The 21,120-nt window shown below is 41.0% G+C and carries 18 protein-coding genes; 9 read left to right on the top strand and 9 right to left on the bottom strand.

The genetic code is table 11. The annotated features are described in order from the left end of the window. Positions 1–312, top strand: a 312-nt coding sequence (locus ACP69Y_RS11740) for a 4Fe-4S dicluster domain-containing protein (RefSeq protein ID WP_425918557.1), incomplete at its 5' end; no start/stop codon positions are given. 40 nt (positions 313–352) lie between these two features. Here ACP69Y_RS11740 and ACP69Y_RS11735 read toward each other — a convergent pair. Both ACP69Y_RS11735 and tusA read right to left on the bottom strand, forming a co-directional pair. Further along, positions 353–871, bottom strand: coding sequence for a hypothetical protein (locus ACP69Y_RS11735; protein ID WP_425918556.1), 519 nt, complete (start codon positions 869–871; stop codon positions 353–355). A gap of 90 nt (positions 872–961) precedes the next feature. After that, entirely contained in the window at positions 962–1,219 is a 258-nt protein-coding gene (tusA, locus tag ACP69Y_RS11730; protein WP_425918555.1) for a sulfurtransferase TusA, read from the bottom strand. 202 nt (positions 1,220–1,421) lie between these two features. Between tusA and ACP69Y_RS11725 the strand changes: the two genes are divergently transcribed. Then, a complete protein-coding gene (locus ACP69Y_RS11725; protein WP_425918554.1) occupies positions 1,422–2,261 on the top strand; it encodes an HlyC/CorC family transporter in 840 nt (279 codons plus the stop codon). Then, positions 2,258–3,817, top strand: a complete 1,560-nt coding sequence (gene lnt, locus ACP69Y_RS11720) for an apolipoprotein N-acyltransferase (RefSeq protein ID WP_425918553.1) — start codon at positions 2,258–2,260, stop codon at positions 3,815–3,817. Before ACP69Y_RS11725 ends, lnt begins: the two co-directional genes overlap by 4 nt. A gap of 214 nt (positions 3,818–4,031) precedes the next feature. Here lnt and ACP69Y_RS11715 read toward each other — a convergent pair whose 3' ends face one another. From ACP69Y_RS11715 to gspF, 3 genes are all read right to left on the bottom strand, one after another. Beyond that, entirely contained in the window at positions 4,032–4,367 is a 336-nt protein-coding gene (locus ACP69Y_RS11715) for a hypothetical protein (protein ID WP_425918552.1), read from the bottom strand. A gap of 282 nt (positions 4,368–4,649) precedes the next feature. After that, the gene (gene gspG, locus ACP69Y_RS11710) at positions 4,650–5,087 is read right to left on the bottom strand and encodes a type II secretion system major pseudopilin GspG (protein ID WP_425918551.1); all 438 of its coding nucleotides are present in this window, start codon (positions 5,085–5,087) and stop codon (positions 4,650–4,652) included. A 39-nt stretch (positions 5,088–5,126) separates the two neighbouring features. Beyond that, positions 5,127–6,332, bottom strand: coding sequence for a type II secretion system inner membrane protein GspF (gene gspF, locus ACP69Y_RS11705; RefSeq protein WP_425918550.1), 1,206 nt, complete (start codon positions 6,330–6,332; stop codon positions 5,127–5,129). A gap of 152 nt (positions 6,333–6,484) precedes the next feature. On the opposite strand from gspF, the gene ACP69Y_RS11700 reads away from it, so the two are divergent. The 6 genes from ACP69Y_RS11700 (at position 6,485) to ACP69Y_RS11675 (ending at position 14,127) form a co-directional block, all read left to right on the top strand. Further along, complete coding sequence (locus ACP69Y_RS11700; protein WP_425918549.1) at positions 6,485–8,707, top strand: primosomal protein N'; 2,223 nt, start codon at positions 6,485–6,487, stop codon at positions 8,705–8,707. A gap of 59 nt (positions 8,708–8,766) precedes the next feature. Continuing rightward, complete coding sequence (locus ACP69Y_RS11695) at positions 8,767–10,608, top strand: monovalent cation:proton antiporter-2 (CPA2) family protein (RefSeq protein ID WP_425918548.1); 1,842 nt, start codon at positions 8,767–8,769, stop codon at positions 10,606–10,608. A gap of 50 nt (positions 10,609–10,658) precedes the next feature. Next, positions 10,659–11,534 carry an Hsp33 family molecular chaperone HslO gene (locus ACP69Y_RS11690; protein WP_425918547.1) on the top strand — a complete coding sequence of 292 codons (876 nt, stop codon included), beginning with the start codon at positions 10,659–10,661 and terminating at the stop codon, positions 11,532–11,534. 1,031 nt (positions 11,535–12,565) lie between these two features. Continuing rightward, complete coding sequence (locus ACP69Y_RS11685; protein ID WP_425918546.1) at positions 12,566–13,522, top strand: DnaJ C-terminal domain-containing protein; 957 nt, start codon at positions 12,566–12,568, stop codon at positions 13,520–13,522. After that, a complete protein-coding gene (locus tag ACP69Y_RS11680) occupies positions 13,494–13,763 on the top strand; it encodes a chaperone modulator CbpM (protein WP_425918545.1) in 270 nt (89 codons plus the stop codon). Before ACP69Y_RS11685 ends, ACP69Y_RS11680 begins: the two co-directional genes overlap by 29 nt. Positions 13,764–13,860: 97 nt before the next feature. After that, on the top strand, positions 13,861–14,127 hold the full coding sequence (locus ACP69Y_RS11675) for a YdcH family protein (RefSeq protein WP_131363398.1): 267 nt from the start codon (positions 13,861–13,863) through the stop codon (positions 14,125–14,127). A gap of 126 nt (positions 14,128–14,253) precedes the next feature. On the opposite strand, the gene ACP69Y_RS11670 is transcribed toward ACP69Y_RS11675, so the two are convergent. The 4 genes from ACP69Y_RS11670 to recD form a co-directional block, all read right to left on the bottom strand. After that, the gene (locus ACP69Y_RS11670) at positions 14,254–15,489 is read right to left on the bottom strand and encodes a magnesium transporter CorA family protein (RefSeq protein WP_425918544.1); all 1,236 of its coding nucleotides are present in this window, start codon (positions 15,487–15,489) and stop codon (positions 14,254–14,256) included. Positions 15,490–15,728: 239 nt separating this feature from the next. Further along, a complete protein-coding gene (gene pnp, locus ACP69Y_RS11665; RefSeq protein WP_425918562.1) occupies positions 15,729–17,816 on the bottom strand; it encodes a polyribonucleotide nucleotidyltransferase in 2,088 nt (695 codons plus the stop codon). Between the two features lie 264 nt (positions 17,817–18,080). Next, positions 18,081–18,350: a 30S ribosomal protein S15 gene (gene rpsO / locus ACP69Y_RS11660; protein WP_067722305.1), complete on the bottom strand. Its 270-nt coding sequence runs from the start codon at positions 18,348–18,350 to the stop codon at positions 18,081–18,083. A gap of 977 nt (positions 18,351–19,327) precedes the next feature. Beyond that, positions 19,328–21,103, bottom strand: coding sequence for an exodeoxyribonuclease V subunit alpha (gene recD, locus ACP69Y_RS11655; protein WP_425918543.1), 1,776 nt, complete (start codon positions 21,101–21,103; stop codon positions 19,328–19,330). Positions 21,104–21,120 lie beyond the last annotated feature (17 nt).

The following is a 21,120-nucleotide window of genomic DNA, read 5'->3' as shown; positions in this document are numbered from 1 at the left end:
CTGACCTTTGACCGTCTGTCTTCGGTGTTTGTATCCAACACGGTACATGAAGAAAACCAGCCGGCGCATTTGAAGCTAACCGATGCTTCAATTCCAGTCAACGTCAACCTGCCGAAATGGGATGAGCCTGCTCAGCGCTATTGCCCGGCGGGGGTGTATGAAATTATGGAAAATAATGACGGCTCGAAACGTTTTCAGATCAATGCAGCCAACTGTGTACACTGCAAGACCTGTGACATTAAAGATCCATCTCAGAACATCACCTGGGTAACACCTGAGGGTGGCGGTGGTCCAAACTATCCGAATATGTAATCTCGAATTGAGATAAAAATAAACCCGCTTTAAAGCGGGTTTATTTTTTACATCTTCTTTCATACGAAGACTTAAATTTTAAATTTGAAAATTTTTTACCATAACCAGCAGATACATAAGCATTTTCAATATCGTTAAATAAAGTTGAAAAAAGTGTGCCTTTGAAAGTTTCTTTTTGATCAAAAAAATAATACTTAGATGTTATATCATCAACTCTTTCTATAATCATCGATCGTTTTACTGAAGATTTATCACTTACAAATTCTTCAGCATGAGAATTTAAAAAAGCCATTCCATCCTTATAAAAAATCTTAGCATTGCTTTTATCATCTAAAATTTCTGCCATCACAGAACAATAAAGAAATTCTATGCCTCTTAGAGCCTTCCATTCATTATCAGAGGGATAAAAAACCATTAAATCAATATCACTGAACACTCGATTTTCTATATTTTCTAAATTACGAATATTTTCCGATAATGCATAAACCTCTTCAGCTCGAACAGTCACATGAATAAATAAAAGGATACATATCCCAATAAAGTATTTGTATTTTATCATTATTAATAATTCTCACCCTTTGAAAATATTATTTATTATATTTATTCAATAAGATGCATGACATTGAAGTCACGCAATCTTTTCTATTGATTAGCCTTTTCTGACTAAATAATGAAATTCTTTATTGCCTGCTTCATCCAGTACTTCTTCCTGTAATAATAATTCATGACCCAAATGCATACAGAATTTTGGAATATCCCAAGACGTCGAATTATCTGTGGCATACACTTCCACCACATCACCCGATTTTGATTTACGAATCGCTTGATGCAACATCATTACAGGTTCGGGACAGCGCAGTCCTCGTGTATTCAGCTGAATAGTGGGCATAACAAGCGGTTCAGACATTCTTAAACTCGGTATTAAAAAATCATGGCTATTTTAACATAAACTTAAATGCCATCTTTTGCTTTCAAACACCATATCAAAATCACAAGAAATGATGACTCAAGCATTCATGGAATACAGCTATTTTATAGATAGACATCTATATTTTCTCGGGTATGATAAAATTTGTTTTTTTAGATATTAAGAGTCTTTAGGAAAGATCATGCACGAGGAATCAGGCCCGTCGTGGGGCATGCGCGGCTTACGCAAATGGTTGAGCACCGCACCCGAAACTCGCGACGAACTGCTAAAATTAGTACAAGATTCACGTCGTTTTTTAGAACCCGATACTGTTGCAATGCTTGAAGGCGTACTTGACCTTCCTGCGACAAAAGTCCGTGAGGTCATGACCCCGCGAACATCGATGATTAGCCTGCAAGAAGATGATCAGCTCTTAGACATCTTACATACCCTTGTAGAGTCTGCACATTCTCGCTTCCCGGTATTTTCATCCGACCAACCCGACAATGTGGTCGGCATTTTATTGGCCAAGGACTTACTGCCATTTTTGACAGAACCGAACAATAAAGTTGATATTCGTGCATTAATGCGCCAGCCGATCTTTGTTCCAGAAAGTGCCCGATCTGACCAAGTCCTGCGTATGTTAAAAAATACCCAGACTCATATTGCTGTCGTCATTGATGAATATGGCACAACCTCTGGACTGGTGACTTTAGAAGACATTTTAGAAGAAATTGTCGGCGAAATTGAAGACGAACATGATACGGTCGATGAAGAGGCTCAATACATTATTCCGGATAATGATCCTCAAACGGCGAATACATGGCTCGTTCAAGCACTTACACCAATTGAACATTTTAACAATGTTTTAGATGCTGAATTTTCTGATGATGAAGTAGAAACTGTCGGCGGTTTATTGCTTCAAGAAATTGGTTTAGTCAGCGATTTACAAGGTCAAATCATTGAACTTGAAAATTGGGAATTCACCATTGTAGAAGCAGATGCACGTACTATTCATCTGATTCGAGCTGTCCGTAAATGAGAACATACTTTGATAAGCTGTTAAATTCCTCTCAACAAAAAAATCAGCTCCCGTTTATTTATCCCTTTTTAATTTCGTTGTTTTCAGGTGCAATGTTCAGTTTTGCGCTGGCACCTTATTATTACTGGTGGCTTGCACTGCTGTCCCCGGCCTTGCTCTATGCATCACTGCGTAAACGTTCGGCAAGACAAGCCTTTGGCATTGGCTGGGCTTACGGCTTTGGCTTATGGTTTGTCGGTGCATTTTGGCTCTATACCTCTATCCATGTTTATGGTGATACCAGTGCCTTTATAAGTGTACTGATGATTGCTTTTATGGCCTTGGTGATGGGTTTATTTACCGCCTTGCAAACCTGGATCTATCGTCGCTTCTTCCCTGAAACGCCACTGACTTTTGCACCGCTTTGGGTGTTCTTTGAGTGGGCAAAAACCTGGGTATTTACCGGTTTTCCGTGGTTATTTGTCGGCTATGCTTTTACTGAACGCTTCCTAGATGGCTATGCACCGCTATTCGGGATCTTCGGTGTATCGTTTGTTGTCATCATACTGGCCTGTTCGCTGGTTGAAATCCTAAATAAACGTGTGTTTTGGATTGTTCCTTCCGCGATCTTACTGCTGGGTGCCTGGGGAGCTTCACACCTCAACTTTGTTGAAGAAAAAGATGAGAAGCCACTTTCAGTTTCGCTCATTCAGGGCAATATTCCGCAAGACCTGAAATGGCTGACAGAGTATCAATTTAAAACCTTGATGATCTATGCCAATTTAAGTCGTACCGAATGGGGACGTGACCTGATTGTTTGGCCTGAATCTTCAATTCCAATGTTCCAGACCGATATCCAACCCTTCCTAGATGCCATGAAAGTTCAGGCAGAAAAATCTGGAACAGCATGGGTTACCGGTCTTCCCTATTGGGATTTGAAAGAATCTAAATCCGAAGGTATGCCGATGTACTACAACAGTATCATGGCTACAGGTGATGAGACTGAGGGTCTGTATAAAAAGCAACGTTTAGTCCCGTTTGGTGAATATATTCCTTTATCTGGCTGGCTGAGCTGGGTATTGCCGGCATTACAAAATGACCCCTCGATGAGTGGTTTCTCTCGTGGAGCACGTGACCAAAAACCATTGAATGTGAAAAACCATGCGCTTGGTGCGGCTATTTGCTATGAAGTGGCTTATCCAAACCTCACGCGTCGTAATGCCAGTCAAAGCGATTACTTGGTTACAGTATCCAATGATGCATGGTTTACCGGAACTGCGGGACCTTGGCAACATTTACAGATGGTGCAAATGCGTGCCAAAGAAAATGGCCGCTGGTTTATTCGTGCCACCAATACCGGTGTAACTGCATTTATTGATCATAACGGGCATATTGTAAAACAAGCACCGACGGATCAAACAGCGATCCTTCGTGGTGAAGTTCCAGCGATGCAGGGTGAAACCTTATATATGCGTCTCAGTGATTGGCCAATTCTAGGTTTCTCATTGTTGTTGTTGATTCTAGGCTGGATTTATCGTCCACGTAAGATTGATATTTCGTTTAAGTCAAGGCGTTAATATTCGCCTTCAAAAGTCCCCCCTTTGAAAAAGGGGGACTTAGGGGGATTGTTCTTCATGCGATCGGGAAAAGGACTCGAATAAAAATAACTTTAGAGAACCTCTTCCTTGCGAACTCAGAATATATTCTGAGGATTCTCATCTCCTAAAAGGAGAGAGAATTTGCAACAATAAAAAACCGAGGTCAATGCCTCGGTTTTTTATTCAACTGATTTTATAGCTGGGTCACTAAATAAGACATCATTACTGTTAAAAATAGCATCGGAATATAACGATAAACTTTCACTACACTTTGTTCTAATACTGAAACCTGTTGTTGTTTTAATCTCAGTACAGTCGCTTTTAATGCCGACCAAAAGCACAAAACAAACAGTGCGCTGAATAAACTGATTGCAAAAAATCCCACCATAATCTGGCTACTTCCTTCTGTTGCATGCCATAAACTTAGAATACCTTGACTGATCGGAAGCAAACTCAAAATTAAAAGAACAGACTTGAGCATTGCCCAATGAAATTGGTTAATTTCATCCGATATTATTAATGCTTTCATTCCATTCTCCCCGGCAAAATCATTACCATTCAGAACATTATGCAAGCTTTTTAATAAATAGAAAGCCTATTTCCATTCACATATAATCATTATTGTAACTATCAAATATGGGAATAATTCTTATTATAAGTCTCAAACAAAAATTATTATCTAAATTTATTAAAATTCAATAGCTTGTTATATTTTTTATAATCAAGATGCATTATCACTTCACTTAGTATTGACAGTTAAATTAAGTGAAGTGATATATTCTATTAACTCAGAATAAATGATGCTGCTGAATTAAGGCTGGTAATAAATATCGGCATCTGTTCCTTCACCGCCCTCTTTACCGTCGGCACCAAAAGAATATAAATCGAATGCTCGACCTTCAGCCCCGGGAATGACATATTGAATATCATTATCCCAACTGTCTTTTGGATAACCCCCTTTGACATAACCACCCTGCATCCAGTTTTTTGCAGAAGCCGGTTGATTGACCAAGGCATCTAAACCGCCATCTTGCATAGAAGGATATTTACCATTATCGAGTTTATATTGATCTAACGCTCCCGCAACTCCTTTTAAGGTAATGGCAGATGTATCCACCTTGGCTTTTTCACCGCGCCCCATCACATTAGGTACAATCAGCGCAGCCAATACGCCCAAAATCACAATCACTACCATGACTTCAATCAGGGTAAATCCTGATTGCTTGGCTTGATATATTTTCCCTTGCATATAACTCTCTCGCAAAAATCGTTATCTTTATAAGATGGGTTAAATCATATTATTCATATTTACAATCGGCAGCATCACCGCAATCACAATCACCAAGACAATACTGGCCATTAACACCAGCATTAACGGTTCAAGCAAAGCAAGGAGTGTTGAAATAAGAGTGGTGACTTCTCGATCCTGCATGGTCGAGGCACGCTCCAGCATGCGATCCAGCTCACCCGATGCTTCACCACTTTTGATCATTTGTACCATCATCGGTGGAAAATAACCACTGCGTTCCAGTTGCGTTGCAAGGTTGCCACCTTCCGTGACTTTCTCGGCAGCCAGATTAACTGAATCACGAATCACCCAGTTATTGCTCACTGCTGCACCAATTTTAAGTGCATCCACCAATGGTACGCCCGACTGGGTCAAAATCGATAAAGTACTGGCAAAGCGTGCGGCATTTATACCACGCGATAATTTACCAAATAATGGCAATTTGAGCGTTAAACGATCAAAAGCATAATGCCCGGCGGAAGTTCTTAAAAAACGTGCCAAGGCAATAAAACCGACTACACTCGCCACCAACAGAAATGGCCATGCCACGCGAATGAAATCACTGGCCTTCATCAGTGCCACTGTAATCCACGGTAAGGCATCTTTACTTTGATCAAAAGTCTTTACAATATCGGGAACCACATAAGTCATCAGCCCCATCACAATCGCAAAGGACATCAACATTAGGATAATGGGATAAATCATCGCGCCTTGCACTTTTTTCTGCATGGCAAAGCGGTTTTCAGTGTAATCTGCTAACTGATCCAGAATTAAATCCAGATGTCCGGAGCGTTCACCGGCGGCAATGGTGGCAATATATAAGTCAGGTAAACGTCCGGCTTGATGCAAGGCATTGGCCAGTGAATGCCCTTCCATGACTTTGGAACGTACTGACATCAACAAATTTTGCACATGGGCTTTTTCGCTTTGTTTGCCCACCGCACGTAGCGCTTCTTCTAAAGGAATCGCGGCTGCCACCAGAACTGAAAGTTGCCGGGTAAATAGTGCCAAATCATAAGCGGTGATTTTTTTCTGAAACCAGCGGGTGGAATTGTGCTTATCTTTTTGCTCAACAGGATCAACCGTTACAGGAATGAGCTCTTTGTCTCTTAACTGTTGACGAATTTGACGTGCTGAATCCCCTTCTAACACGCCTTTTTGCTGCTTCCCTGAAGCATCAATGGCAGTAAATTGATATGCAGGCATTGTGATGCTCTAACTTTCTAAAATTTGCTTCAGCGCTGTTGCGTCTGACCACCAAAATCATTCATATTCTTATACATAAATGATTCGCTCACTCTAACATAACTCGACCTCTAGCACGACGAAATTTGATCAGGACGCTTTGACCCTAATTTATGCCAAATACACCCTTGACTCCATCCGACATTTATCGCATTCGTGTTGCAGTACCGGTCTATATTTATGACTGTTTTGATTACACCTTAACGGCTGAACAATATCAACAAGCTGAAGTTGGGGCACGTGTTGCAGTGTCATTTGGACGGCAAAATCTGATTGGCATTATTGTTGAAAAATTAACAAATGATACCCCGATTGACGCACGTTTTAAACTTAAGGCCATTACCGAGTTGCTTGATGATGAGGCTATTTTAGATACCAAAATTTTAAGTTTGTTGACTTGGTCAGCGCAATATTACCAGTTTCCGATTGGCGAAGTTTTTCAGAGTGCCTTACCCACATTTTTACGTCAGGGCAAACCGTATAATTTATTGGCGCGGATGTGGAAAGTGCTGGATTTAAATGCGGAAGCCAAAGTAACACGCTCCGAAAAACAGCAGCAAGCGTATAAAATACTTAAATTGCATCCCACGGGTACAGCAGAAAATATTTTAAATCTGGCTGGGGTTGAAACGGCGACACTCAAAGCGCTGGAAAAAAAAGCCATTGTAGAATGTGTTTTGGAAAATCAGGATTTTAGCCCGCAGCCGGTCACTCTGGCGCAAATGCCGTTAACAGCGAATGAGGATCAAAAGAAAGCCATTCAACAGGTGTTAAAAGCACAAAAAAAATATCAGGCTTTTTTACTCGATGGTTTAACCGGTAGCGGTAAAACTGAAGTCTATTTGCAAATCATGCAAGAGGTATTGAAACAAGGCAAACAAGTTTTGGTTTTAGTGCCTGAAATTGGTCTTACTCCGCAAACCATCAGCCGCTTCCAGTCACGTTTTCATGGTAACATTGTACTGCTGCATTCAGGGCTGAATGATTCAAAACGCTTACAAGCCTGGCAGGCTGCACAAACCGGCAAAGCCTCGATTATTTTAGGTACACGTTCTGCTATTTACACCCCATTGCCAAATTTGGGCTTAATCATTCTGGATGAAGAACACGACCTCTCGTTTAAACAGCAGGAAGGTTTTCGCTATCACGCCCGTGATGTCGCGATGTATCGTGCTCACCTAGAAAGCTGTCCGATTATTTTGGGTTCCGCTACGCCGAGTATTGAAAGTTATGCATTGGTCGATTCCGGGAAAATGACCCGTTTGGAGCTGAATCAGCGTGCAGGTATCGCGCTGATGCCAAAAATTCATCTGATTGATCTGAAAATTGCGCAAAAGCAGAATGGGATTAGCCAAAGCCTGATTGATGAAATTCAAAAACGGTTAGATAAAAAAGAACAGGTTTTGGTTTTTTTAAACCGCCGTGGGTATGCACCGGTACTGATTTGTGAAAGTTGTGCCTGGCAAGCCAAATGTCCACATTGCGACGCTAACTTTACCGTGCACCGCCAGCCTTATCAGCATTTGCATTGTCATCACTGTGGCAGCATTCACCGCATGCCCGATCATTGTCCGCAGTGCAAACATACGGAACTGAAATCGATTGGCATGGGCACAGCTAAAGTTGAAGAACACCTGCAACAGCTTTTTCCCAATTTCGATGTGATTCGCGTAGACCGAGATTCCACCAGCCGGGTCGGTAGCTGGCAAAAAATTTATGACAAGATTCAGAAAAGTGAACCGATTATTTTACTCGGTACGCAAATGCTGGCCAAAGGACACCATTTTCCTTATGTCACTTTAGTGGCGATTCTGGATATTGATTCAGGCTTGCTCAGTGTCGATTTTCGAGCCACCGAACGTACCGCTCAACTAATCGTACAAGTGGCTGGTCGTGCCGGGCGCGGTGAACGCAAAGGTGAAGTCTATTTACAAACTCTGAGACCGGATCATCCTTTACTCAACACTTTAATTGACAAAGATTACCGGCATTTTGCCAAGCAGACCTTAACAGAACGTCGAGCGGCACTGTTGCCACCTTTTCGGTATGCCGCATTGATTCGTTGCGAATCAAAAAGTCAGGAACAGAATCAGGAATTTTTACAGCAACATGCACAAGCCTTAAGACAGGTTTCTGAACATCTGATTGATATCTGGGGACCGATTCCAGCGCCGATGGAACGTAAAGCCGGGCGTTATCAGGCGCATATGGTACTGTTATCGCAAGATCGTGCCCGATTACACTTTTATATTCGTGCATGGTGGCAAAACATGTTGCATCAAAAGCCCTCAACCATGAAACTTACACTGGATATAGACCCTCAGGAATTAAGCTAAGCCAAAGTTCATGCTGGGCTTAATTTTTTTGAAATTAAAATAAATTCTAGGACAGACCAATGTCGCTGCTGTTGCAAATTACGATTTTCCTTGGTGCTTCCCTACTCTTGGTTCCCTTGGCCAAGCGCTTTGGAATTGCCACTGTACTCGGCTATTTGTTTACCGGTATTTTACTTGGTCCCAGTGTCTTTAATATTGCCAGTGACCCGGAAGCGATTCAAGAACTGGCGGAATTTGGCGTAATTTTATTGATGTTCATTATTGGCTTAGAGCTACGTCCGCAACGGCTGTGGGAGATGCGTAAATCCATCTTTTTGATGGGCAGCCTGCAGGTCGGCATTAGCGGTATTATTCTGGCCGTGCTGATCTTTTTTGCCTTGAACCAGAGCCTTTCTGCCAGCTTTGTGATTGGCATGGCACTGGCACTTTCCTCTACGGCCTTTGTGTTACAGCTTCTGGCGGAAAAGCAACAGCTGAACACCACCTTTGGGCAGCAATCCTTTTCTATTTTACTATTCCAAGATATTGCTGCCATTCCGCTCTTAGCAATTATCCCCCTACTTGCCGGTACTGAATCGACCCATCATGGGGTTGCCTATTTTGCTGCAATTATTGCGACCTTTAGCGGTTTGTTTTTGTTTAGTCGCTATATGATGCGTCCGTTTTTTCGTTTCGTGGCAAAAAGTGGTGCGCATGAACTGATTACGGCAGTGGGTTTGTTTATTGTCTTGGGCGTGGTTGCACTGATGGATGTACTGGGTATTAGTACGACCTTGGGAGCTTTCTTAACGGGCGTCTTGCTCGCCGACTCTGAATTCCGCCATGAACTTGAAGCCAGCATTGCGCCCTTTAAAGGGCTGTTACTGGGGCTGTTCTTTATGACTGTCGGCATGACCACCCAGTTATCCCTGCTGGTGGATATGCCTTGGCTGATTATCGGTGGTGCACTTCTTTTAATGCTGATCAAAAGCGTTACTCTGACAGCAATTGCCCGTTATTTAAAATATTCATGGCGTAACAGCTTACTGCTTGCCACCTGCTTATCTCAAGGCGGTGAATTTGCTTTCGTGGTGCTCAAAGTCGCCAGTAGTGAAAAAGTCATCACCCAAGCGATTCTTGAGCCTGTAACCTTGATTGTTACACTTTCCATGGTGCTCACCCCAATGCTGTACTGGTTGATCAGCAGCTGGATTATTCCTTTAATTGATAAAGAAAAAGTGCCTGTCTATGATGAAATTCCAGATACGCATAACCCGATGATCATTGCCGGCTTTGGTCGTTTCGGACAGATCATTGCCCGTATTGCGCATTTACAGCATCAATCCTTTACCGCAATTGATAGCAATTTAGAAAAAGTGGATTTCGTGCGCAAGTATGGCGGCAAGGTATACTATGGTGATGCCACCCAACCTGATATCTTGCGTTCGGCAGGAATTGAACAGGCCAAAGTTTTTGTGCTGGCGATTGATGATATTGAAGACTCGATGAATGTCGCACGTCATATTCGTTTAAACTATCCAAACCTGAAACTTTTAGTACGGGCACGTGATCGTCATCATGTGCATTTACTGCGTGATTTAGGGGTAGAACATATCTGGCGTGAAACCTATTTATCTTCACTGGGTATGGCCTACCGTGCCTTGCGCGAATTAGAGATCAGTGAAGAAGATGCCAATAAAAGTATTGAATTGTTCCGTGATTACGATGAAAAATTATTGCTTCAGCAACAACGGGTCTATACCGATGAACAAAAAATTTATGAAACACATCGTAATGCTTTAGCAGAGCTTGAACACTTATTTGAAAGTGATGCCCAGATTCGTCAAGAACCTACTGGCGTCAATTTACAACGTGGCTTAGCACATCAGCGTATTGATGTCACAAGAGATGATAGTAACTAGCTTGTGTTTTACAATGTAGACACCATTAACACCGGCTATTGGAGAAATTTATGTCTGAATTACGTCAACGCTTTTATATTGAAAATTGCCCGGTTCGTGGTGAAGTGGTGCATCTCGAAAAAGTTTTGCAAACCATTCTTGCTCAACGGGATTATCCTCAAGCCATAGAAGTACTTTTAGGGGAAATGCTCAGTGCTACAGCTCTGCTCGCCAGCACTCTTAAAATTAAGGGACGTATTAGCCTGCAAATTCAGGCAGCTGGAACATTTAAGTGGGCGATGGCAGAATGCGATCATTTGGGTCAGCTACGCGCTTCAGCAGATTACGAAGAAGATCCACGTTTCTTTCAAGCCAAAGACAGCAGTACTATTTTAACGTCTCTGGTCAATCCGGTGCTATTTATTAATATTGAACCTGAGTTTGGTGAACGCTATCAAGGTATCATTGCCCTTGAACATCCTACATTAGCGGGTTGTTTGATGCAGTATTATGATTTATCTGCACAAATTCCGACAAAAATTCGCTTGGCCAGTACTGCAAAACAATCTGGCGGTTTACTGATTCAGCTGTTACCACGTAATAGTGAAGAAGAGCAGCACTGGGTAGATGAAGATCTCTGGCCGCGTTTGACCCTGTTAACCGAAACCTTAAAGCCAGAAGAGTTAACTGAGCTTGAAGCAACAGAAATTCTTTACCGTTTATATAATGAAGAAGATGTTCGCTTACCCGAAGTGGAACAATTAAGTTTTGGTTGTACCTGTTCTAAAGACCGTTGCGCCAATGCATTGATTCAGATTGGGGTCGAGGCGGTTCGTGAAACCTTGGAGTTTCAAAACCCAATTACCATGGACTGCCAGTTCTGTAGCACCCGCTATACCTTTACTGCCGAAGAAGCTTTTGGACTGTTTGGGAAACATCTGAGCTAAATTGGCTCCAAATTCTAAAACAAGAGTAGCAATATAGCTGCTCTTTTTTATCAGAAAATTTAAGCTTATATTCCTGTTGTGGTTTTATCTGAAGCTTCGTAGTTGTAGTCTGGCTATTTTTGAGGAAAATCTTCCTATAGATCAAAGCAAAAAATGACAATAACCCTTTATTTCTACAATATAAAAATAATTAATTGCATTCGGAATATGGATATGAATAAAAAATATTTTTTTGTGGATTATTGCTTGTTAAGACAGCTTTAGTTATGCAGTAATCTCGGGCTTCACCAGTAGATGAATAACCATTGAAGACGAAATAGAATATGCGCAGGCAGACGTATTAATGACCAAACAAAAAATGGAGTTTATCTGGGAAGGATTATCAATGTGCCTCCTATTCTCTATCGAACTGCAATTGATCATTATGAAAAAAGTAAGGCTACCTAAAAAAATGCACTGCGGATTGTTCTCCCCTTCTCTTAGGCATTCAACCGGACTTCAAAAATAAAGACCACCTTCTTAATGATCATGTTCTAGCTTTCAGGTCATGCCTACCAAAACAAAACATGCTGAAAGTAGTAAAAACCCGATGATTCTTATGAAGGAATCATGAGCCAACCGAAATATGCGGGGGAAAGACAAAATAACGATCCGTTCTAACTGCCTACCTAACTTAAAAACAAATCCTCTCTGGATTTACCTATTATTCGAGGATTTTAAACAAATTCTGGATAACTCACGTGAACTTAATCATGATCGGGTTATCGATCCAATTGATAATACTCTACAAGGTAAATTACCTCTAAGTGAGAGCAACAAACCGTTAAATGTTCGAAGCTATGTTGGGGTTACAGTAATTGGACCTAGTGCAACCTGGATTAGATATTGATCTTACTCAAAATTTCTAAAGGCTGTTCACTGGGAGCTTTTTTGTCATAATTTGAAACAATAAGGTACAGATCTACACTATTTCAATTTTATGAAAGGTTCAATAATGATTAAAACCTAACCAATTTTGGCTTCCTATTTTTATGCCTAAAAGTCATTATGAAGTTCTTGGCATTACGCGTAATGCCACACCCGATCAAATAAAGAAAGCCTATCGAAAATTGGCTCGAAAATATCATCCCGATGTAAGTAAAGAAGCGGATGCGGAAGAGAAGATGCAAGGCATTAATGTTGCCTACGACACTTTAAGCAATGAAGAGAAAAAAACTGAATATGATTTTCAGCTGGATCATCCTGAAGCTTTTCATCAATCGGGGACACAGACAGGGACAGGCGGTTTTGACAATGCACACTTCTACCGCCAAGGATTTAACCAGCAAGGCCATTCAGACTTTAGTGGCTTTGAAGATCTTTTTGGACGTTTCGGTTCAGGCTTTGGTGGAGGGAATTATCAATATCAAAAGCAACAAAGACAACAGCAGCGTAGTTATCAAGGTGAAGACCAACATGCCAGTATCGAAGTCGATGTAGCGATTGCATACCACGGGTCAACTCAACAGATTACCTTGCAAATTCCGACTTTAAATGCTTTTGGCGAAGCTGAAGTTCAGCGCAAAACCTTACAGGTAAAAATTCCTAAAGGAATGAAAGAAGGTCAAAGCATCCGTCTTTCCGGACAAGGTCAAGCGGGAATCAACGGGGGGGAAAATGGCGATCTTTATATTGAAATTCACTATAAAGATACCAAGAAAATTCGAGTTGAAGGCGCAGACATTTATTACACCGTCAATGTTGCACCATGGGAAGCAGCTCTAGGACAAAGTATTGAAACTTCAACACCTGAAGGAACAAAAGTTCAAGTAAATCTGCCTAAGAATGCCAAGACAGGTCAGCAACTTCGGTTGAAAGATAAAGGGATACCCAGTAAAACACCAGGTCATTTATTCCTGGTTTTAAATATCGTATATCCAGCTGCGCAAACTGAACATGAACACCAGGCTTATCAAGCTTTTGCGGAAGCTTTTTCAGCATTTTGCTGATGCGTGTGGACAAAGTCCGGAATGGGTTTTACAACTGCTTGAATACGATATTTTAGACACTCGCCCAGAAGAACGGATTCACCAATTCTTTGGCGATGATGTGTCTCGTGCACGCCGGGCTTACCGTTTACAACGCGACTTTGATGCCAGTCTTTCTGCGGTGGCGATGATGTTGGATTTAATTGATGAAGTCCAACAATTACGCAAGCAAGTTAAACACATGAATGTAAAAGACTCTTGATTGAGTCTTTGAAACTGAATCGTACTGCTGTATATGGGCAAGTACGTAGTGGTTATTTTTATCCTGAAACCAACTTTTGTGAGAATAATCTAGGCTTATGAAAACCAAAGAATGCAATAAAAAAGTGAAAAAGATGTTTCCAGAGCATCAGGAACTCATCCATAAACTGCGTCATGATGATCCTCATTTTGCAAAAATATTTGAGAGTCATCAGGAACTGGATAAGGAAATTGCTCAACTTGAACTCAATCCGGTCCATCTAATCAATGATGATATTGAGTCAATGAAGCGCAAAAAACTCAAAATAAAAGACGAGATCTATAAAATACTGACGCGAACTGCTCAAGTGGCTGACCCTTCTTAATTTTTAATCTTAATAAGAAAAGACAGATCATTCCACTTAGCGGATTTTAAGTTTAAGGCAACTTATCTGATTGCGCTTAAAAATAGGATTTCTTTTATAAAAAGCGATTTATAAAAAAGCAAATCCCTATTTTAACTTGGTCAGTTTTTCAACTTCTTTTATGGTTTCTTTAACGGATTGCTTAATTGGCTCGTAGTCTAGGAACCAAAACAGATTCACGTGTTGATCTTTATGTTGTTGTGCCAACAGATCAATTACACTCCGCTCCCCTCGCCCCACCAAATGTCTGCGATAAAAATAATAAACCAACAACACCGTGGTAATGAGCATGACGATCAACATACTCCAAAACCCGGTTGGAGATTTTAAACCTGGAATAAACTCAAAGTTCATTCCATAAACCCCGGTCAATAAAGTCAGCGGTGCAAAAATGGCGGTAATAATGGCCAGGATACGCATATTTTCATTGGTTTGATTGGCGACGGCTGAAAAATGCAAATCTATAGCTGCTTGAATGGAAGCACGGAGACGAATCGTATGTTTTTGAATTCTTTCCACATGGCTGACCAAATCATTCATACGGACCAACATAATATCCTGTCGTTCGGACTTCTTCTTGCCTTTTAAATGCGGGTAATTATCGACAATTTCATCTCTTAGTTCTTGTAAAGCATCAATTTGTTCTTCACAAAGATTTTCAACTTGCTGAAAAGACATACTTTCTTGCAATAACTGATTCCACTTCACAAACCGGCGATGACCTTGCAACAATTCCTGCTGCCAAAACTCAACCCGTCGGGTGAGTGGCACACGCAAATCCAGATAACCGTCCACCATACTGTTTAGCAAGCGCAAAGATAAATCGAGTGGTGTAATCGGCAGTTTTCGTGACTTATTTTGTTCTTGAGTAGAACGGATAAAATTGGTTTCAATACGGGAAATATAATTTTCTATCGCTTTATTACCTTGCTCACGCACCGTAATCAGCACTTGAGGTGTCATGATAAAACTAATCGGTGTGGTGGCTAAACCAAAGGTGTTTTCGTGCTGTTCAAGCGCCTGCTCACCCGTTTCTATTTCATCATCTGGGGTAATCAGTTTACGAAAAATAAGTAAATCATATTCATCCATAGTATCAAATGCGCAAGGATGCTCTAAATTTAGAATATCTTTGACATGAAATTCGTTTAAGCACACAGGTGTATGCTGATCTATTTCTTTTTGCCACGCCTCCGCACGAGTGACCACATCAGCCCGAGTGCAATCGATCCAGATAAATTCAGGTTCGGCTTCAGTGTTTAGCTGTTTTTGTACAAAAATATGATGTTCTGTCGGATGTTGGTAGAAATAATAAACCTGCATTAAAACAATTCTCTATTCACAATTTTGCTTTTTTGTTGTTACTCGATAGAAACCTGCGCAACCCAATCTATCGGTCTTAAAATTATGAGCTGCGCTGAAAACTTAAGCAATCAAATAACGTTTTATTTCTAGATCTCAAAAAAAAGCCCTGAGCAAGCCAAAGTTATTTCTTTGACGAAGCTCAAGACTTTTCATATATTTTCATTCACAGGAGTTAACTCATGTGAATATTCAAGACATTAAACCTGTTCGATGTCTTTCATAGTCAATTTAATACGACCACGGTTATCCACGTCAGCAACTTGTACTTTAATTTCCTGACCTTCTGTCAATACGTCTGCAACATTGGCAATACGTTCGTTAGAAATTTGAGAAATATGAAGTAGGCCGTCAGTACCTGGCATGATGTTTACAAATGCACCGAATTCAACAATACGAATCACTTTACCTACGTAAATTGTACCTGGTTCGATTTCAGCAGTAAGCGCCTGGATTTTAGCAACCGCAGCAGCTGCAGCTGCTTTAGTTTCACCAAATACGCGAACTGTACCGTTATCTTCAATATCAATCGCTGCTTTAGTTTCTTCAGTGATTGCACGAATAGTCGCGCCACCTTTACCGATCACATCACGGATTTTGTCCGGGTTGATGTTAATCACTTGGAATGTAGGCGCATGCATAGAAATTTCAGGACGAGCACGTGAAATCACTTGGTTCATCTCGTTCAAGATGTGCATACGACCCGCATACGCTTGGTTCAATGCAGCTTCCATGATTTCTTCAGTGATACCTTCAATCTTGATATCCATTTGAAGCGCAGTAATACCGTTTGCAGAACCGGCTACTTTAAAGTCCATGTCACCTAAGTGATCTTCATCACCCAAGATGTCAGAAAGAACTGCGAAACGTTCGCCTTCTTTCACCAGACCCATTGCGATACCCGCAACTGGTGCTTTCAATGGAACACCTGCATCCATAAGTGATAATGAAGCACCACAAACAGAGGCCATTGAAGATGAACCGTTAGATTCAGTGATGTCAGATACAATACGAATTACGTACGGGAAGCGGTCAGCTGGTGGAAGCACAGCTTGAACACCACGACGCGCCAAACGACCATGACCGATTTCACGACGTTTAGGACCAGATTCACGACCCGTTTCACCGACAGAGTATGCAGGGAAGTTGTAGTGCAACATAAAGTTGTCAGTTTTAGTACCTGACAAAGTATCAACCATCAATGCATCACGTGTATTACCCAAAGTCGTTGTTACCAACGCTTGAGTTTCACCGCGTGTGAACAATGCTGAACCGTGTGCACGACCCAATACGCCCACTTGAACATCGATACCACGAACAGTTTTCGTGTCACGACCATCGATACGTGGCTTACCAGACAAGATGTTGTCACGTACTGTACGGTATTTTAAGTCTTCAAATAATTCATTTACTTCATCAGCAATACCAGTTTCGTCATTTTCTGGAACGAACTGAGCAACAGCTTCAGCATAAAGTGCATCAAGTGCCGCATAACGGTCTTGTTTAACTGCAATTGTATATGCTTCAGAGATTTTTGCTTCGAATGCATCTTTTAATTGACCAAGAAGCGCTTCATTTTTAACTGGAGCAACCCAAGTTGATTCAACCGCACCCGCAGCTGCAGCAAATTCTTTAATCGCTTTAATCGCAATTTGCATTTCGTCATGACCGAAAAGTACAGCGCCCAGCATTTGGTCTTCTGAAAGTTCTTTCGCTTCAGATTCAACCATCAATACTGCAGCTTCAGTACCCGCAACAACCAAATCAAGATCAGATTCTTTCAATTGTTCGTGGTTCGGGTTAAGAATGTATTCGCCGTTGATTAGACCAACGCGCGCGCCCGCGATTGGACCACGGAACGGAACACCCGCAATTGACATTGCAGCTGAAGTACCAATCATTGCAGCAATATCAGCATCCATGGTTTTGTCAGAAGAAATAACAGTGGCTGTTACTTGGATTTCGTTATAGAAACCTTCCGGGAACAATGGACGAATTGGACGGTCAATCAAACGTGAAATTAAAGTTTCAGCTTCAGACTGACGGCCTTCACGCTTACCATAACCACCTGGGATACGACCGGCAGCATATTGTTTTTCTTGATAGTTAACAGTAAGGGGGAAGAAGTCCTGACCTGCTTTTGCTTTTGGTTGAGCAACAATCGCAACGAGTACCGTTACGCCGCCCATAGTGATTACAACTGTGTTGGCTTGACGTGCAACACGACCAGTTTCAAGTACAACTTGGTGTTGACCGAACTGAAATTCTTTACGAATAATATTAAACATCGACATGTATTTATATTTCCTAGTTCTTGTGAACAACTATTCTAGTGGAGACCCCTAAGGTTTGGCATTCACATTACTCAGCTGTAAGTATAAATGACAAAGCTTAGAAGCCGACCTCACCAGATTTTCAAAACACTAATTTAAGACACAAAGAAGGAGCGAAACAATCGCCCCTTCCCCTTACCTGGTTGGAGCCAGGTAGACTTTCTTTTTCAGTCTGACAGCATTCAAAATGCAATAGTCCGAAAAATAAGTTTAATCGAATTAACGACGTAAACCTAAAGCAGCGATCAAAGCGCTGTAACGAGTAGTGTCTTTACCTTTAAGGTAGTCAAGAAGCTTACGACGTTGGTTAACCATACGGATAAGACCGCGACGGCTATGGTGGTCGTGTTTGTGTTCTTTAAAGTGACCTTGCAAATCATTGATTTGTGCAGTCAACAAAGCTACTTGTACTTCAGGTGAACCAGTATCGTTTTCAGCGCGAGCATATTTAGCAACGATCTCTGCGCGATCTGCGTTTGTTAAAGCCATTCGATTTCTCCGAGATGCTTAAAAAATTACATATGATAGGAATCAATCGATTACTCAATTGACTGCCGTGCATCACTACAGCAAGTGCGCTATTTTAAGGGAAAAGTCGGGTGATTGCAAAAATAGAAACGTGTTTTCATCTTTTTATTTCAATTCGCTGATCCGTTATAGCCTTTCTTTTTCTATCTGTAAATTTAACTTACCAATTCAGCAATAAAATCACGCATTACACCTCCATTTTTTATTATTTTTCTATTTTGAGAAGTATCATCTTAAGTATCCGTATCCATTGCCTACATCAGAATACAAGATAAAAAAAAGCCCAAGCTAGGCTTGGGCTTTTTTTGCGCTGTAGTTTCTTATGTTTTAATAATTATTATTTTATTTATAGTAATAATGTTCGCTTTTTCGCGGTTATTATTATAAACAATCCTTGTGTAACTGGTACTTCCCTGTGTGATTGATTTTGCCATAAAGCTTTATGTAAAGAAGTCGCATTTTGCGTATCTATTTGTAAGCCTTTACGTACATTAATTGTTTTTTTATTATTGGTATAACGTAGTTAATTTATAATTTTCCTTTAAGTACAATAACTAAGTGATCATGTAATATTCATTACATACAAACCCTGACCTTCGAGTCCAATTTAAAATAAACCAAGCAATATTTTTAGTGCTCATAGCAGCTTAGCAAATCATTTTGTGAAAAAGCGATATTTTTTGCATATAAAAAAGCCCTGTAGTCTCTCCCAAAACTACAAGGCTTAGCGGCTGTAAGTTTCCTCTTTTTACTTACTTCACTGTAAGTTCGCTGTCTTTCGACATTATTATTATATTTTATGACGATTTTACCCAACTTTCCGTGTTGAGCTTTTTATGTTCAGCCATCATCTCAAAAACGGTCTTAAAGCTCTATGCGTCAATTTCTCGAATTGATGTAAGCAATTTCGTACAAAAATAAAGATTAGTTATTTATTATTAATAATCGAGGGAATAATTGAGCAAATTATTAACCTTCTCTAATACTCCACTTTTCCGCATGGTTTTAACGGTTAAAGATTGTACTAAGGCATCTTGATCTGCCAAAAGACTCACCACCTTTTTGGCACGGGTAATAGCGGTATACAGTAATTCTTTACTTAATAAATCCTTTGCTGTTTCATCTAAAACGACTGCGGTATGGGTAAATTCCGAACCTTGCGATTTATGAATCGTCAGTACAAATGCTGTTTCAATACTTTTCGGTAAGCGGGTAGCCGGCACCCATTTTTCTAAACTGGGAAAATAAACTTCGAATTGTGACTGTCCATCTCGACTGCGTTTAAAACAGATCCCGATATCACCATTCGACAAGCCCAGCTGGTAATCATTATAGGTCATCATCACTGGACGACCGACATACCAATCCCCTTGCTTACTCATCTGTAATGATAAAGCATCCAGTAAGCGCTGTTCGATTTGCAGATTCAACTGGGTCAAACCCAAGGCACCATGTCGAATGGCGGCCAAAATTCGATAATCATCAAAAACTTTGACTACATGTTGCACCCAAAGTTCAGGCTCATTAGCGGTTAAATAGCTTTTCAGTGCATTAACATAATGCTGATAACCCAGCATCAATTTGTCGTAATACGGTGTCCAATCAAATTGCTTGGACATATTCTGTGGCAAATATTCCAGTTGAATTTGATCATCCATTTCAGATTGAAGGGATACCGATTGGATGTCACTCGGACGAACCACTTGCTCGGCAAACTTTTCCAGCAAGGCTGCGCCATTTTGAGTGGATTGTTGCGCTTGAATAAATTTCGCCATTTGCCCAATGAGAGCACCTTCCTTAAAACGGCGACTGGTGACCAAATTCACTCGATTCTCGGCTAAAGCAGGAACTTGTTGTAAATCTGCCAGCACCGAACCGACATCCACCGCAGCCAACTGATCTGCATCACCCAATAAAATTAAACGTGCATGATCTGGCACTGCAGACAACAGCATGTTGGCCAAACTTAAGTCCAGCATCGAGGCTTCATCGACTACAATTACGTCATAGGCTAAAGGTTGTTTGACATGAAATCGCGGCTGATAAGCCGTTCCTAAACCCAATAAACGGTGAATAGTAATTGGATTGAGTTGTTTTAAATCATCAGTGACTAAGTCTTGTAGTTTTTCATCATTGAGCGAGTTTTGCAGCGCCTCTTTCATGCGCTGTGCCGCTTTACCGGTGGGTGCTGCCATGGCAATGCGGATATTCGGCATCGCCTGGTTCAGCACGGCAATAATACGTGCCAGGGTGTAGGTTTTTCCGGTTCCCGGCCCACCAGTAATGATATTTAATCTTTGCTTCGCCACCATACTTAAGGCTTTTAGTTGATGTTCATCGCTCAATAAATTTGGATAGGCCGAAATATCAAGCGCTTCAATAGCCTGCTGTTTTAATCGTGCCACTTGCTGCACTAAAGATTGTTCCAGTGCCCAGTAACGATACAAATACAATCTTTGATCTTCATACACAAAGGGAGCGATATGCTGCTGAATATTGGCTACTGCAACCACTAAATCATTCAGGGTATCGGCTTGCGCTTGAGTTGCAGAAATACAACTGTCGCCTTGTTGAATCGCTTCCAGAACCTGTTCAATAATATCGTTGTCATTTTCGTCCTGTGCTGCCTGACTAAAAGGCTTCTGGCGAATAAACCGACTCCAAGTGCTGATCCATTCAGCGCTTTGATCATCTTTATATTGTTTATTTTCCACACAGTTATCCTCAAAGT

The sequence above is a fragment of the Acinetobacter sp. TSRC1-2 genome, assembly GCF_049895885.1.
GTDB lineage: Bacteria > Pseudomonadota > Gammaproteobacteria > Pseudomonadales > Moraxellaceae > Acinetobacter.
Note: the sequence above shows the minus strand (reverse complement) of the source record. Positions and strands in the feature narration are given on the sequence as shown.